Source organism: Corallincola holothuriorum (genome assembly GCF_003336225.1).
In the GTDB taxonomy this organism is placed as follows: domain Bacteria; phylum Pseudomonadota; class Gammaproteobacteria; order Enterobacterales; family Neiellaceae; genus Corallincola; species Corallincola holothuriorum.
On the sequence record NZ_QPID01000001.1, the window covers coordinates 612,583 to 626,903 of the forward strand.

The 14,321-nt window shown below is 47.9% G+C and carries 14 protein-coding genes; all 14 read right to left on the minus strand.

Features of this window, described 5'->3' with window-relative positions:
- Positions 1–204 precede the first annotated feature (204 nt).
- On the minus strand, positions 205–567 hold the full coding sequence (locus DU002_RS02600) for a hypothetical protein (RefSeq protein WP_114336779.1): 363 nt from the start codon (positions 565–567) through the stop codon (positions 205–207).
- 119 nt (positions 568–686) lie between these two features.
- Positions 687–3,572 carry a PKD domain-containing protein gene (locus DU002_RS02605; protein ID WP_114336780.1) on the minus strand — a complete coding sequence of 962 codons (2,886 nt, stop codon included), beginning with the start codon at positions 3,570–3,572 and terminating at the stop codon, positions 687–689.
- Positions 3,573–3,976: 404 nt separating this feature from the next.
- On the minus strand, positions 3,977–4,255 hold the full coding sequence (locus tag DU002_RS02610) for a polyhydroxyalkanoic acid system family protein (protein WP_114336781.1): 279 nt from the start codon (positions 4,253–4,255) through the stop codon (positions 3,977–3,979).
- A gap of 36 nt (positions 4,256–4,291) precedes the next feature.
- Entirely contained in the window at positions 4,292–4,771 is a 480-nt protein-coding gene (locus DU002_RS02615; RefSeq protein WP_114336782.1) for a YchJ family protein, read from the minus strand.
- Between the two features lie 37 nt (positions 4,772–4,808).
- Positions 4,809–5,813, minus strand: coding sequence for an oxygen-dependent tRNA uridine(34) hydroxylase TrhO (gene trhO, locus DU002_RS02620; protein WP_114336783.1), 1,005 nt, complete (start codon positions 5,811–5,813; stop codon positions 4,809–4,811).
- Between the two features lie 179 nt (positions 5,814–5,992).
- On the minus strand, positions 5,993–6,187 hold the full coding sequence (locus tag DU002_RS02625; protein ID WP_114336784.1) for a YwbE family protein: 195 nt from the start codon (positions 6,185–6,187) through the stop codon (positions 5,993–5,995).
- Between the two features lie 51 nt (positions 6,188–6,238).
- Entirely contained in the window at positions 6,239–6,835 is a 597-nt protein-coding gene (locus tag DU002_RS02630) for a DJ-1/PfpI family protein (protein ID WP_114336785.1), read from the minus strand.
- A 50-nt stretch (positions 6,836–6,885) separates the two neighbouring features.
- Positions 6,886–7,614: an esterase family protein gene (locus tag DU002_RS02635; RefSeq protein WP_114336786.1), complete on the minus strand. Its 729-nt coding sequence runs from the start codon at positions 7,612–7,614 to the stop codon at positions 6,886–6,888.
- A 602-nt stretch (positions 7,615–8,216) separates the two neighbouring features.
- Positions 8,217–9,236, minus strand: coding sequence for an acetylxylan esterase (locus DU002_RS02640; protein WP_233496371.1), 1,020 nt, complete (start codon positions 9,234–9,236; stop codon positions 8,217–8,219).
- A gap of 122 nt (positions 9,237–9,358) precedes the next feature.
- A complete protein-coding gene (locus DU002_RS02645; RefSeq protein WP_114336787.1) occupies positions 9,359–11,035 on the minus strand; it encodes a tetratricopeptide repeat-containing diguanylate cyclase in 1,677 nt (558 codons plus the stop codon).
- Positions 11,036–11,137: 102 nt separating this feature from the next.
- Positions 11,138–11,398 (minus strand): hypothetical protein, encoded by a 261-nt coding sequence (locus DU002_RS02650; RefSeq protein WP_114336788.1) that lies wholly within the window; start codon positions 11,396–11,398, stop codon positions 11,138–11,140.
- A gap of 78 nt (positions 11,399–11,476) precedes the next feature.
- The gene (locus DU002_RS02655; RefSeq protein ID WP_114336789.1) at positions 11,477–12,271 is read right to left on the minus strand and encodes an SAM-dependent methyltransferase; all 795 of its coding nucleotides are present in this window, start codon (positions 12,269–12,271) and stop codon (positions 11,477–11,479) included.
- A complete protein-coding gene (locus DU002_RS02660) occupies positions 12,258–12,845 on the minus strand; it encodes a GNAT family N-acetyltransferase (RefSeq protein WP_114336790.1) in 588 nt (195 codons plus the stop codon). The genes DU002_RS02655 and DU002_RS02660 overlap by 14 nt, the downstream gene beginning before the upstream one ends.
- A gap of 109 nt (positions 12,846–12,954) precedes the next feature.
- Entirely contained in the window at positions 12,955–14,280 is a 1,326-nt protein-coding gene (locus DU002_RS02665) for a pepsin-like aspartic protease (RefSeq protein WP_114336791.1), read from the minus strand.
- Between the last annotated feature and the right edge of the window lie 41 nt (positions 14,281–14,321).

Here is a 14,321-nt window from a genome sequence, read left to right on the forward strand (position 1 = left end):
TTTTTTAACCTACTTTGAAGGTACGCCAGAGAATTAGAGTGCTCTCTCTAAAGTCAGCGTGAGAATTGATCTGGATCAATTGGGGAGATAATAAAAGCTGGTCAGAAACCAGACAGCGCACTTTCAGCCGAAAGGCAGCTTGGCACTCAACGAGGGTGTATTACTTATTTAAGTAATAGCGTTTTGCTTTAACTTGAAAGCAGCTTAAGGCTCAACCAGTGATGTGCTTAAAGAATAAGCCACACCGGCCATGTTAATTAGCTGTGGCTCTTGCACCACAGTGACATCCAGTTCGTTATTAGCAAACTCTGCGGTAATAATTTCACCATCACAAATCAATCGACCATGTTCCACCATATCGCCACGGGACCAGATCACTTCAGGAAAGCGAAACTGCAGTTGCCAACGCTTGGCTACACTGCCCTCTGGTGTGAGTCCACCCTCCAACTCTTCAACGGAAACATAGTCCAGCTCCAATCCCGCTTGGCATATCTCGGCAGCACGCAAAGGCATTGTCAGTAGAACAAAGCTAAGCACACTCGCGAATAACAACTTCACTCCTATCATATACCCTCCACCACAAACATAAGCCTCAGTCAGTGCGAGTCAAACAACCAACAACACTTGCCAGACAAAACAGGCATGATGACCAGAAAGAGGTCACCATGCCGATATCGCAGTGCTGCTTAATCCATCATCGCCTTAAGCTGATTAAAGAATTCAGCATCTGGCGCCTCTTCCTCTATCGCCACCGGCTCAACAAAAGCCCGCGCACCGGCAACGCCGCCGTCACCCTTATAGAAGTAAAACTTAATGCTGCCCCAATCATCGTGATCTCTAACCACAGTGTAGGCGCCGTCCTTGTTCACATCCAAACCATATTCAATATCATTAGGATAGCCGTTACAGTTGTAATCAATTGCGCCCGAGTTAGGATGACCAAAACCTACCGCATCATGCAGCGGTGCATCACCGGTCTCATCCATATCGATACTCAGTCCATGACTATAACTGATACGGAAGTGACGATAATCATCGGTCGGCGCATTGCTTAGATAAGGCACGCAAACGCTGCCATGCAGTCGGCGCATTAAGCGGTCACCCTCGTCCAGGCCGATTGTCGGCAAGCCATCCAATTGGTGCATGTAGTTCATTGTGCTTAGGTAATTTGGTTTGTAATTAACGTTGTCATTACCACCATGAAGCAGCCCCAAGTTATGACCAAATTCATGCATCACAGTGCCAGCCTGATAGTTAATCAACAAGTTGGTGTTACGTGTGGTTTTACGATTAAGTCCCCACTGGCCTAAGGAAACAATCGCTTCTTTTCCATTCACCCAAGCAACACCTGAACTACCCGCTGAACCAGTCAAGTTACGTGAACTGCCAAACACCAAGTAGTACCAAGGGGCGTTAAAGCGACGGGCATAGCTCATATGGTCGATCTTGAGATTATATAAACCCGCAATGTCTGGATTTGAGCTGTATTGCAGTTGAATGGTTTTAGTGAACGGCAACGCGTTACCGCCCCCCAAATCGAAATCGTCAGGGCTAATACCCGCATCAGCATGGTAGAGAGAGCCAGTATCAAAATGGATCGCGATCCCTTCAGCAGCGAAAGACGCTTTCACTTTCTCTAAAGCTTCACGTTGCGGAATAACACCGAGATCTGTCGTTTCCATCCAATCGATCTCAACAAACAGATCAGGCGTACCTACACGAGCACCCAGTTGATAGTAGTACTCTTCAAAGTAAGGAATACCATCCAGCTCGGCACAATCGGGGAGCCCATCTTTGTCTGTGTCACCCAAAAAGTTGATATCGCTTCGGCAAGCGTCCGGTGCCGCATCTGGGCTGCTAACAAGTACCGTGACGTTATCAGTGGCAATTAAACCACCGTCGTCCGTGACCGTTAATGTGACAACATAGTCACCTGCTGTGCCGTAGACCAAGCTAGGCGCAACACCAGACAGACCATTTGACCATTGGTAGCTAACGATCTCGCCGTCAGGGTCTTGAGACAGTGAGCCGTCAAAATAGGCTACTTCACCTACTGAAATAGTAATATCCGCGCCAGCTTCCGCGATGGGAGCTTGGTTGTCGATACCAGTTTTTTCTACACGATAGCTAAAGTTACTGTCGTTAAAAGTGATCAGGTATTCCCCTGGTCCCTGTGTAATAAAGATGTCCTCACCCGCTTGCTCAGCCCAACCGTCGGCTTCGTTGTCACCATAGTTGAGGCTCCAATCACCGAGCTGGTCGAATTTAAAACGCTGTTCACTGCCAGCTGCAAAGGTGGCTGTTGCCTGCCAAGTGTTATCCTCCACCAACGCCATCTCACCGGTCGCCCAACCATTGTGGGTACCGCGCAAATAAAGGTGGGTAAAGTTCTGTTGTACGCTGTCGTCCTTCACTGTCACAACCACTGTGTCAGTAGCCGTTGCACCATCGTCATCGGTGACCGTCAGCGTGACTTGGTAACTGCCGGCATTTGGATAGGTCAGCGTAGGATTGACACCTTGCAGCCCGTTCGACCAAGCGTAAGCAACAATATCGCCATCACTATCACGGGATCCTGCCGCACTGAAATAGGCCGTTTCACCAACCAGTAAAGTAATATCATCCCCGGCATCAGCTACCGGAGGCAGGTTACTCTCACCCGCTTTACTAACAGAATAGGTTAACGTGGCATCATTAAACGTGATGAAATAATCGCCAGCGCCCTGATTAATCAGAATGTCGCCACCTGCGATCTCTGCGATACCATCAGCATTGCTATCACCATAGTTCTCAGACCAATCGCCGAAACGATCAAACTTAAATCTATCGTCAGCGTCGCCAGAAAAAGTAACTGTGGCTTCCCAGCTGTGGTTTGCCACCGCAACCATGGCAGTTGTAGACCAGTCATTATGGGTACCGCGTAAAGACAATGCCTCGAAGTTATGCTCTGCATCAGCTGCAGTGACATTAACCAACACGGAGTCCGTGGCTGAGGCACCGTCGTTGTCAGTCACAGTGAGAACAACGGTATACAGTCCCGCCTGCTCATAAGTCAGTGACGGTGCGACGCCAGATAAACCGTTTGACCATGTATAACTAACAATTTGGCCATCACTATCATAAGACGATCCGGCGTTGAAAAAGGCTGTGTCACCGACATTCAGGCTAATGTCCTCACCGGCATCAGCCACTGGGAGCAGGTTCTCTCCACCCTGTTTTGTCACGCTGTATTGCAGCGTTTCGTCGTTTAAGGTGATCTGGTAGATCCCCTCGCCTTGCGTCACAGCAATGTCACCGCCAGACGCATCAGCGTAACCATCCGCTTGATCATCGCCAAAGTTGGTTGACCAATCGCCATACACATCAAACTTAAAGCGCTCAGTATCAGTGGCAGCAAACTGGGCATTCACTTGCCAAGTATGATCCGCAACCAATGACATCGATGTCACTGACCAGCCATTGGAAGTACCACGTAAATTTAATTGCGGGTACGTCTGCTCAAATGCATTCGCAAATGACGGTAACCCCATAAAGGTAATCAAGATAAATAATGAAACGCCTATCCTCGACATTGAAACCACTCCTTACAACACCACGATTTAAATAGCCACGAAGAACAATGGAGATCACAACACAGATAAATTATGTGAGCGATATCACGCACAGGCTAGCGCTATGTAAATGAGTTGTAAATGGAATGTTTCAATGATTTTTCTTGAGAAAGAGGGATCGCCTCAAAATAGGCATTAAGAAAAATTGATAATAGTAAGGTAATTAGCCGCTTAGCGATCCATTAGCAAATGTTTGGGTTGAGGTCTGAACAGTCAAATCGCCACCGCACGAACTCGCCTTCCGCAGCGCAAACAGGGGCGGTAAAGAGAATGACCCGTAACAAGCTGTCACCCTTTCCGTCACAAAAGGGCGATACAAAAAGTTGATGAGGGGAACTGCACTTAGGAAAACAGCATTTAGAAAATCAGCTCAACAGCCTATCCAATTGCTCGTTAATCGATGTCTCGATGCTGTCTTTAAACAGCGATAGCATAAAGCCCAGTTTGATAGAGATCTCTAACTGATGCTCCGTTGGACGCAAATGGCCATCGGCGCCGCCATCATGGGTAAAAATCAGCAACTCTTCCTGCCATTGCCACTCTATGCCGTATTTTTCGGCCAGTTTGTCAGCAACCTTTTCACTCAATTCTCTGACTTTATCGTGTCCTAAATCATGCGCTCGAACGAGCAAAATAGCAGCCATCAGTATCCCTTTCTCTAAGCTGGATTAAAGTCAGATTTAACCACAGCACTTCTTAAATTTTTTACCACTACCGCAAAGGCACGGATCATTTCGTCCCATGTTTACCACGGCGGCGGGGGCAAAGTCACCCTGGGTATAAACCCAGCGCTGCTCAAGGCGGGTAAATTGCGAATGCTCCTCGTGAACATACACCTTTCCCTGCTGCATAAACCAGGCTTTGAACCTCACCCAGCCATCATTATCCAAAGCCCCACCCTGACTCGCCAACACTTGCAGTCGTAACCATTGGGTTTCTCGTGCCGATGCGACAAAATCAGCGGCAGTGTCAGTGCCTCGAAAATCAGGGTGATGCGTAGCGTAGAGGTAGTTACCATCATGCTTAACAAAGGCACAAAAGCGGGAGCGCATTAACGCTTCACAAGTCGGCGCCAATGCCTGACCACAATGATAAACCCCACAACACTCGCTATAAGCGTTGCTGGAGCCACAAGGGCAGCTCACACTGGTGTTATCCATCAACCATCACCTCCGTTAGCACTCCTCTGCGCCACCGTTAGCGCTTAGAACTCGCAGCGGCGCTTGTTTGCGCTTTCTGCGCCAACTTCTGCGCCTGCTTGCGTTGTTTGCGCTGCGCAATCGCCTCAGCCGCATCGGCGCCTATATGCGCTTCGCCACGGTGCTTTGCCAACTCAACCTGCTTTTGCCGTTCAGCAAAGCGCGCACGCTGTTCATCGGTCACTTTGTCATAACAATGTGGGCAACTGATCCCCAGCGCAAATTTCTCACTCTGCTTATCCTGCTCAGTGATCGGCAAGCGGCAGGCATTACACTGGTCGTAATTACCCTTCTCCATTTGATGATTCACAGTGACCCGCTCATCAAAGACAAAGCACTCGCCTTGCCATAACGTATTTTCCTCAGGCACCTCTTCCAGGTATTTCAGAATGCCGCCCTTCAGATGGTAAACCTCATCGAAACCTTGCTCTTTTAGGTAAGCGGTCGATTTTTCACAACGGATCCCACCCGTACAAAACATGGCGACTTTCTTGTGCTGCTTTTTATCTAAATTCTTCGCAACATAGTCAGGAAACTCGCGGAAGCTTTCAGTTTGCGGGTTCACCGCCCCATGGAATGTGCCGACCTGGATTTCGTAATCATTACGGGTATCCACCAGCACCACGTCAGGATCGCTGATCAACTCGTTCCAATCTTTGGGTTCGACATAGGTGCCCACCACTTGCTGAGGATCTATCCCCTCAACCCCCATGGTGACGATCTCTTTCTTCAACTTGACCTTAGTGCGGTGGAAAGGAGCTTGGTCAGTGAAAGACTCTTTGTGCTCAATATTCGCCAGACGGGGATCCTGGCTGAGCCACTGCAACAAACCATCCACACCTTTGCGGCTGCCCGCGACAGTGCCGTTAATGCCTTCGGCCGCAAGCAGCAAGGTACCGCGGATCTGGTGTTGATTCATCGCATCGAGTAACGGTTGACGGAGTTGTTCAAAATCGGGCAGAGATACAAATTTATACAGTGCACAGACAACAATATCAGACAAAACAGCGTCCCTTATATTCAGTAAAACAGCGAGCTGGAGCGTAATTCCAGAGCAAAAAGCTCAAGTATTATAAAGGAAGGTTTTTCGGATGTCTCTCAGCTTAATGAGCGCCGCCAAAGCGCTCTGTTACAGCGGTGCTAGAACAGGTGTTGCGTGGGTGCCAATATGGAAGCAATGCACTATTCCAAAATAGCCTGCACCCGCCCTACTTCACCGGAATCTAACCTGACCTTGATACCATGGGGATGGCTGGGAGACTTGGTCAGTAACGATTGAATCACCCCTTCGGTTAACTGGCCGCTACGTTGATCTTGCTTCTGCACTATGGCCACGGGTAACCCGGGGTGCAACTCGCTTCTATTAGGTACAGCCATCAATCTACCCTCTTAATTTAACGCGTGCTGACAATTCGCAACGTGCCATCATCACATCGCCTCTGCTTGCCAAGCATATTCCATATAGTCCGCTGTCGCCTTCGCGGCAAGCGGGCCAAACAATCTAGCCACCATGTGCAGGCTCATATCAATTCCGGCAGAAATGCCCGCAGAAGTAATGAGCTGACCGTTATCGACAAAGCGGGACTGATGACAGATCTTGGCGTCAGGTGCTAAGCCTTGTAACAGCTCAAAACAGTGGTGGTGGGTTGTTACTTTGCACTGCGATAACAACCCGGCCTTGGCCAACAACAAAGCGCCACTGCACACTGACATCGTATGCGTTGCCGCCGCAGCACGTTCCGCGATCCACTGGATCGTTTTGGTTTGCTCTATAACGGTTCGAGTACCCGCCCCCCCAGGGACAAGCAGCAGATCTGCTGCACTTATCTCATCAATAGCGGCGTCAACATTGATCGACAAACCATTTTTGGCCACCACAGCCATACCATCGACCGACACCAATTGTATCTCAAGTAAGCTGTTTTGATTCAGTTCGTTGGCGACCCCAAACACTTCAAATGGGCCAGCAAAATCCAGTACTTCCACATCATCAAACATCAATACCACTAATCGCATTTTCGTCATACCTGACAACCTGCCTCTACGACTAAAACTAGATAATCAACAACCAATCTCTATAGGTACAGCGGTGCCATACGCCGCCAGTAATACGCTCGGTGGGCACGCTCATCCCACGTTAACAGCTGGTGGGCGATACCCTTGCCCCATAATATATGGCTCAAATGCTCGTTGTTTGCTTTAAACGGATCATCCCTACCAATCACCAGCACTATCTCCATCGCCCGTAACTGCTGTAAACGCCAATCACAATGTAAATTGGGCAGAAAATGGGTGGGCGTGTGATAGTAGATATCATCATTGTAGTAGCCGCTGAACAAGTCGCTAAAGTACTCAACGTTCAGCGTCAAATCATAACGACCAGAGAAGGCAACGAGCTTTTTAAACAGGTGTGGATGACGAAATGCGATATTAGCAGCGTGAAACGCGCCTAAGCTGCAGCCGTGGGAAATAACACATTCATGCTGATTCTTGTCCTGCATAAATGGCATCACTTCATTGAGAATATACTCCTCGTACGCTTTCTGCCGTTCGATACGCCCATGGGGGTGAGCCCACCAACAGTAGAGACTTTCGGCATCAACGCTATCAACACAGTACAGTTGTAAATGCCCCTGTTCGATCTTATCCCGCAGCGATGCCACTACGCGCATATCTTCATATTCATGAAAACGCCCGCCACGAGTCGGAAATATCAACACTTTGGCACCAGCATGGCCGAACACGAGTAACTCCATGTCCCGCCCTAACCGATCACTCCACCACTTGTGATACTCCCGGTTCATAGTCCCATCCCTGTGTCCTCACTTGTTTGATATTGGCTTACATATCGTTTGGGTTGTAACCCTCACCCTTTAGTACTGACGGTTCCTCTGCAGTAAATATCAGCAGCACGTGTACAAGCGGAACATAGCTAACACCTTAAACCGCCAACGCCATGCTTTGTTCAACCGCGAAAACCATACTTTGAACAACCGCGAAAGCAACATTCTTACTCCTTCTCCCTTGGGGAGAAGGCTGGGATGAGGGGTCTTTGCTTTATGCACTCAAACTACCCCCCTCACCCTAGCCCCCTCCCCTTGGAGAGGGGATCAAGCAACCGCGTTACTTCCAAGACATACGCGAAGAAGCAAATCTCAACGCCACACTTTGTTCAACGGCGAAAACCATACTTTGAACAACCGCGAAAGCAACATTCTTACTCCTTCTCCCCTAAAAAGCGAAAGCAAGAACCAGTCGAGAAGGCTGGGATGAGGGGTCTTTGCTTTATGCACTCAAACTAAACACCCCTCACCCTAGCCCTCTCCCCTAGGAGAGGGGATCAAGCAACCGCGTTACTTCCAAGACATACGCCAAGAAACAAACCTCAAAGAAGCAAGATCCAGCCCTATAGTGGCTTAAAAAACTGGTTCAACTGGTCCATCAACTCATTGTTCTGTTGCGCTTGTCGCGGATACTCATGATGCCCAGCATCGAGCACCAGCAACTCTTTCTTTTGAGGCACCGCGTTGTACACAGCAAACTGCCCTGGTGGTGCAACCGCGGGGTCAAATCGGGCACAGGCAAAATGTGTAGGTACCTGAATTCTCGCAGCCGCAGTAGCGGCATCGTAGTAACCCAGTGTACGCATGGTTGTTTCAGGATGATGACGATAGAAGCGCCTAACCGCCTGACCACTGCCGCGGGTTTTTAACGACACCCGTAGCGGTTGATGGCCAAAGGTCGGCACATTGAAGTGGGCACGCCGGATCCTGGAGTCATAGGCAGTCGCCATTGCGCCAAGCCCGCCGCCAAAACTTATTCCCAAATAGCCAATATGCCCAGCCAAGTTAGGAAACAGCCGCAGTAGCGAGGAGACCCCCAGCCAAATATCATCAACACAGCCACCAATTACATAGCGCTGCGGATCATCAATATCGTGTAATACATGAAACTGAGGATTGGTGGACAATGGTTCACGGTGACTTAGCGACAACCCTCGAAAACAGGGAAACAACAATGCCGAATCGGTAAAAGGCAGATTGAAGTCGGGCGCATCTCGGCCGCCATAGCCATGGCCAATCACAAAGCCCCGTTTAACCACTCCACTTTTCGGTAGCAGTAACCAACCGCGAATAGGGAATTCATCTGTCGACTGATAAGTAACATCAAACACACGCCAACCTAACCAATCGCGATTGAGATCGGCAATCACTGGCAGTGGCTGGCAAGCCAACGCACGTTGATAGCGTTTATGCCAAAAATGGTCAAAGTCCGACGGTTCATCGGGGCGGCCAACGGCCATTAGCTGTTCGAGGGAATAGCCATAAGAGGGGTCAAAGTGATAAGGGTGATCTGTGATGAGATTGCCGTCTACTGCAGCAAAACCTTCTACTTCACCACTTTTAGATTCAAGATCGACTGCCACTTCATCGTCACCACTAATGGCTCACCTCCATAACGCTGGCCTGAATGGTCAACAGCGCTGCCATACTAGCAAGTGGCATATCTCCCTATTGCCACAACCTATTCACCAATCTTCGAAGCGGGTTAAATGCCCGCCCCCAATATCACACTGTTGTCATAGTTAGGCGACAGGGTGACCCGATTACGACCATGTTTCTTAGATAAATATAACGCTTTGTCGGCATCAACGATCAACGCACGACTGTCATAGCCAACAACGGAAGACGCTGACACGCCAAAACTGGCAGTGATTTGAAACTTAGCGCCAGCAGGTGTGCTATCTATCCGTTCGATAGCGAGTCGGCACTGCTCGGCGACGCGGGTGGCATTCGCCATATCGCAATCAGGCAGCAGAATACCAAACTCTTCTCCGCCTAAGCGGCCAACTAAATCAGCACGCCGTCCGCTACTGCTACAAACCTCACCCACGGCTTTCAATACCCAGTCACCCGCCGGATGGCCGTAACTGTCGTTAATTCGTTTAAAATGGTCCAAGTCGAATAAGACAAAACTAACACTTTGCTGCGCTGGTTGAGCACTTACCAACGCCTTTTCAAAACATTCAGAAAAATAGCGACGGGAAAGCACGCCAGTTAACGCATCCACTTCTACCTGTTTTTTTAAGCGCAACTGATGCAATTTGGTCTTATAAACCCAAAGGATCAGCATACAAACTACAATTAACGCCATCGATAAATACAAACGATTATTTTCAGCTTCGACTTTGGCAACTTGAGACTCGAGATCGGCAAGGGAAAGTTTTTTGTTTAGAGACTCAATTTGTCTAGCTGATTCTTCAGCTTTTAGTTGTGCAGAATAATAAGCGACAGCACTTGTAAGCTTGTTCCTCTGCGACGATTTCATTAGCTCGTTATATTCATCCATATACTTATAAGCCAAATCATATTTCTCGGCAATAAAGTAAGCTTTAGAAAGAATGAGGAGAGATAATACTTTTGATTCAATATGGCTTTGATCAACGTCATACCCAAGTGATAGTTCAGCATAACGAATAGCATGCTCGTGACTATTATTATCTAGCCAAACCTCCGCTAACGTTGAGTACCATTGCGCGACAAGGTTGTCATATTTGGTTGATATAACATCCTCAAGTTCTGAGACCATCATTTTCAATGCATTAATGTTTCTATCATTTAGAATTTCATGTTTCGCAAAATATATTTTAGCTATATATCCAAGAATAGCTTCTCCAGATGCTTTACATTCGTCTGCCTTCTTAACTATTTTTTTATAATCCGCATCTAAACCGCCTTGGTAATAATACAACTCAGAAAGCATAGCATTTCTTACACATTCATTTCTTTCTTGAGCGAGTTGCTCAGGGATGTTCTTCACTAATTCACTTGCTTCGCCAGGCAACCCTGATTTTAGCAGTGTATAGGCTACCAGTAGAGCGGCTGTTTCCTTTAAATCACTATCTACAGCTGCATATTTTTCATCATTAAAATTTGTTGCATAAATAAATGCTTGCTCCGTTTCTCCTTTAAGTAAGTTTAAGTTAACCAAAGAAATCAACGAATTGAATGACATGTCTAATTCCACATCATTTTCTATTACTTTATGGTAATACTCTATGGCTTCTTCGGTGCTTCCTGTTCTGGACAAGTAAAATGCCCACAAATAATCCAATTTATTCCGTGACTGCCAATCTAAAGACTCTTCTTTTTCTTTAAGTACCTTAATGATCTTTCTGAACTCTGAAAAATCCCTAGTCCTCAGTTGATATGCTTTTTCAAGCATAAATGATTCACTTTCATTCGCCTTTAAGGGGAAATTTAGGAGCGTTAGCGTCAATAGCAACGCTAACACTCCGATTTGGCTTACTGAAATTAACTTCAAAATCTAAGCAACTTTAGTTGTATCTTCTTTTTCAGGTGTAGGCTCTTCTTCATCTTCCTCACCAGGTTTCTCTGGAAACAAAATGCAATAAACATCTCCATTACCCAAATCAGCAAGACGTTTAGGTTCGCGACTCAAAATAGCAGCCTGCTCTTCCAGACTCAGCTCATAAGACTGCATCGCTTCAACCAGCTCTTGTTCTGTCATTGCTCGTAACTTCGCGCTGGAACCAAACTCAACCGCAAACTTGATTAAATTGCTCATAACACTTCCTTTTATGTGTTGGCCTAGGCCACCTTTAATTTCGAGGGGAGTAAATCATCCCTCACTGTTAAACCTGTATTAAGCTGTTCCAGCGATAGCCTTGATTCGTTCTATCATTTTATGATTACGCTTTAGTTTCTCACTGGGCGGTATCACTAATGTCGTGTGCATCGCCATTTCAGCACTTGCTAACTCACCAAGATGAACTCTATCTGCCCTTGGATCTGCAAATGGCAGGGTCGCCGCTTCGTACAACAGGACTTGATGATCAGCAGGATAGATTTCCATCAGCAGCTCAGCCAATAATGCAATATATCGGGAATCAGGTTCAAAACGTGTCATCGCCAAATCACCGGCCATCGCTGGCTGCCAAATAACCAAGTAAGCCGAGGAATCAACTTGGCGCTGATGATACATAAATTGACTGGCTGCAAAATGTTGGCAACCAACCTCTCCGGGATCGATACCCAAATCAGTATACAAACAATCCTCAGCGGAAATGCCCGGCTCAAATACCACATTAAGGTTGTCGGCTTTAGCTGCTCTTACTAACTCGTGGGGTGCCCAAGCAAACACACCTGGATGACCGTAAAAAGCAGCGCAAACGCGCTTGCCGAGTCGTACAGCTTCAAGCACGGTATTGACCATCAATTGATAAGTCTCTTCCCGTGACCGCCCCTCACCATAATGCTGCTGCAAGCTAACAAAATTACTGTTCAGTGAACTGAGCCAGGTCTCTGTCGCGCTATGAGAAACAGAGGCAAAAACGATGTCAGCTTCCTCAACATAGCTTTTCGCGATGGGTGTGATGTGTGCCCCAAGCATCATGCCTGTGCCTACGACCGAAAGCTGGCCAGGTTTACCTTTGTGCATTGCATTCATCTTTTAATGTTGTAGAGGTAACAGCCCAAAATTCGAAGTCATCTGTCGTCTTTCTATTCTCAGAAATCTTATGAAACCCAAGCCTTGTCACCAGTGTTTTGGCTGGCCAATTCTCAACTGCAATACGCGCGGTAACGCTCGCCAGACCAAAAGATGTAAATGCATAACGAGCAATACGGTTCATCGCGATATCGGATATCCGAGGGGATCGAACGAATGGCTTCAACATGATGCCAATTTCAGCACTATCGGTGTCTTCAAACATCAAACCAATCAAACCGCATGAACCACTGCCATCGACGCTAATAGTCCAATAAGCGCACCGTGGCTGCTTGACGTTTTGCTGTTGCAAGACATAGGAAAACAACGCTTCAGTAGTTTGCTGTTTGAGTGGTGCGGCAATAAAACGCATGGTTGCAGGGGTTTGATAAAGCTTTGAGAATAATGAAAAATCAGACTTTTTTATAGGAATAAGGCGAACACCGTTCTCCGCACTACGAAGATCAGGTTGTTGGTGAAAATCCTTTTTATGACCGTCCAATTGTCTAATGGCGCATCTCTGCATTAAGCCAAATTGATCTCAATCAAAACATATTATGTTGTTCTATCATTGTTTTTTTTATTAAACAATGCATTAACAGGCAAACAGTGAAGGATTCACACAATATGTTTGATCACTTCCGCTTCGCCGTTCTAATCACCCCTAACTCATGCTCACTCCGATCAAACACGCAGAAGTAATTACTCAGCAACGGCAACCCCAGAATCGACTGGTTTGCCCAGCCATCGAGCTGACTAATCACAGTAAACATCGCCTCGCCCTCACCGGGCGCGTTGATCTGCCAATAGTGGGTGGCGGGACAGGTTAAGGTGACGTCGCCATACTCCCCTTCCATAACAAAATGCAGATCAGGCCAATGAGGCAGATGCAATTTGCTCATCGGTAACCCGGTCAACTGCCGCGCGGCTTTTTGCCCCGCTGCGACCAGATCCAACAATCCGGGCTCTAGCTTGCTCAGGCAATCAGTGAAGTATTGGTACATGGGATCGGTCAGCACCATGAAGCTGGAGCCGCAATCGAAGATACTGTTGCTCTGATAGCTCTTCTCGTATTTGGGTTGGATCCGCTCTACGTCCATCGCTGCGAACCCGTCTACCTGAAACTTCTTAATGCGGGTGTTGTAGTAAACATCATGCACCACAGACACAGCTTCCAACTCGCCGTGATACAGGTGGGTGTGTTCCTCACCGCCACCCAAAATAAGAAAACCTGTATTTAGCGGATCGTGTAGTAGTTCACTTTCTGCTTCGTCGGCTTCCGTCATGTGGTAAAACGCCCGCTGGGTATACAGTGCAAACTTGTTGCTGCAACGGCCATCCTCTTCCATCGCGGTAAAATAGGGGGTGATATGCACGGTTGGATATTGCTTAAACAGTTTTTGAAAACTCTTAAGCTCGTTGTGATCGGCAACCGCATTAAACGGCCATGGATAGGTATGGGCGATATCACTGCCCTGCTGTTGCAAGTAGTCAGACATGTCGTGAACCGTGTCTAGCGGCGCGTAGGCCAATCCCCAGATGCCATCCGCTTCGAAAAAATTACGTTGTGGCTCTTCAACAATCAGCGCCAGCGCCACATCATCCAACACCACTTGTTCATCATCGTGGCCGATACCAATCTGTGAATGCACCACGGGTCCCGCCCAACCACCTGCGCCATAGGCGATCGCCTGCGCCAGCGGCGTGGGTTTGAGGTGGGCGTCCTGATCGGGCAACACTTTGTCTGCCCGCACCGCTAAGGCGGAACTGCCCGTGTCGAGCAACACATTCACCAGGCGCTTCTCACTTCCCACATATATTGGCGCGGTGTAGCCGCCTTCGGCGTACGCCATGGTGATGGGAATAACGATCGCTTCATGAAAGCTTGTTTCGGCCTTGGCTTTACGCGGCTCAGCCTGCGAATGCACGAGAGTCTGCTTGTCTTGGCTGTTTTGCGTCATGGTGTACCGCTCCGTCTTTGCATTATCCGTTTATCGCTATG

Coding starts and splice junctions, on each gene's coding strand:
- DU002_RS02600 (WP_114336779.1), bottom strand. CDS start 567: ATGATAGGAGTGAAGTTGTTATTCGCGAGTGTGCTTAGCTTTGTTCTA.
- DU002_RS02655 (WP_114336789.1), bottom strand. CDS start 12,271: ATGCACAAAGGTAAACCTGGCCAGCTTTCGGTCGTAGGCACAGGCATG.
- DU002_RS02610 (WP_114336781.1), bottom strand. CDS start 4,255: ATGGCTGCTATTTTGCTCGTTCGAGCGCATGATTTAGGACACGATAAA.
- DU002_RS02650 (WP_114336788.1), bottom strand. CDS start 11,398: ATGAGCAATTTAATCAAGTTTGCGGTTGAGTTTGGTTCCAGCGCGAAG.
- DU002_RS02665 (WP_114336791.1), bottom strand. CDS start 14,280: ATGACGCAAAACAGCCAAGACAAGCAGACTCTCGTGCATTCGCAGGCT.
- DU002_RS02635 (WP_114336786.1), bottom strand. CDS start 7,614: ATGAACCGGGAGTATCACAAGTGGTGGAGTGATCGGTTAGGGCGGGAC.
- DU002_RS02605 (WP_114336780.1), bottom strand. CDS start 3,572: ATGTCGAGGATAGGCGTTTCATTATTTATCTTGATTACCTTTATGGGG.
- DU002_RS02645 (WP_114336787.1), bottom strand. CDS start 11,035: ATGCTTGAAAAAGCATATCAACTGAGGACTAGGGATTTTTCAGAGTTC.
- DU002_RS02625 (WP_114336784.1), bottom strand. CDS start 6,187: ATGGCTGTACCTAATAGAAGCGAGTTGCACCCCGGGTTACCCGTGGCC.
- DU002_RS02630 (WP_114336785.1), bottom strand. CDS start 6,835: ATGACGAAAATGCGATTAGTGGTATTGATGTTTGATGATGTGGAAGTA.
- DU002_RS02660 (WP_114336790.1), bottom strand. CDS start 12,845: ATGCAGAGATGCGCCATTAGACAATTGGACGGTCATAAAAAGGATTTT.
- DU002_RS02615 (WP_114336782.1), bottom strand. CDS start 4,771: ATGGATAACACCAGTGTGAGCTGCCCTTGTGGCTCCAGCAACGCTTAT.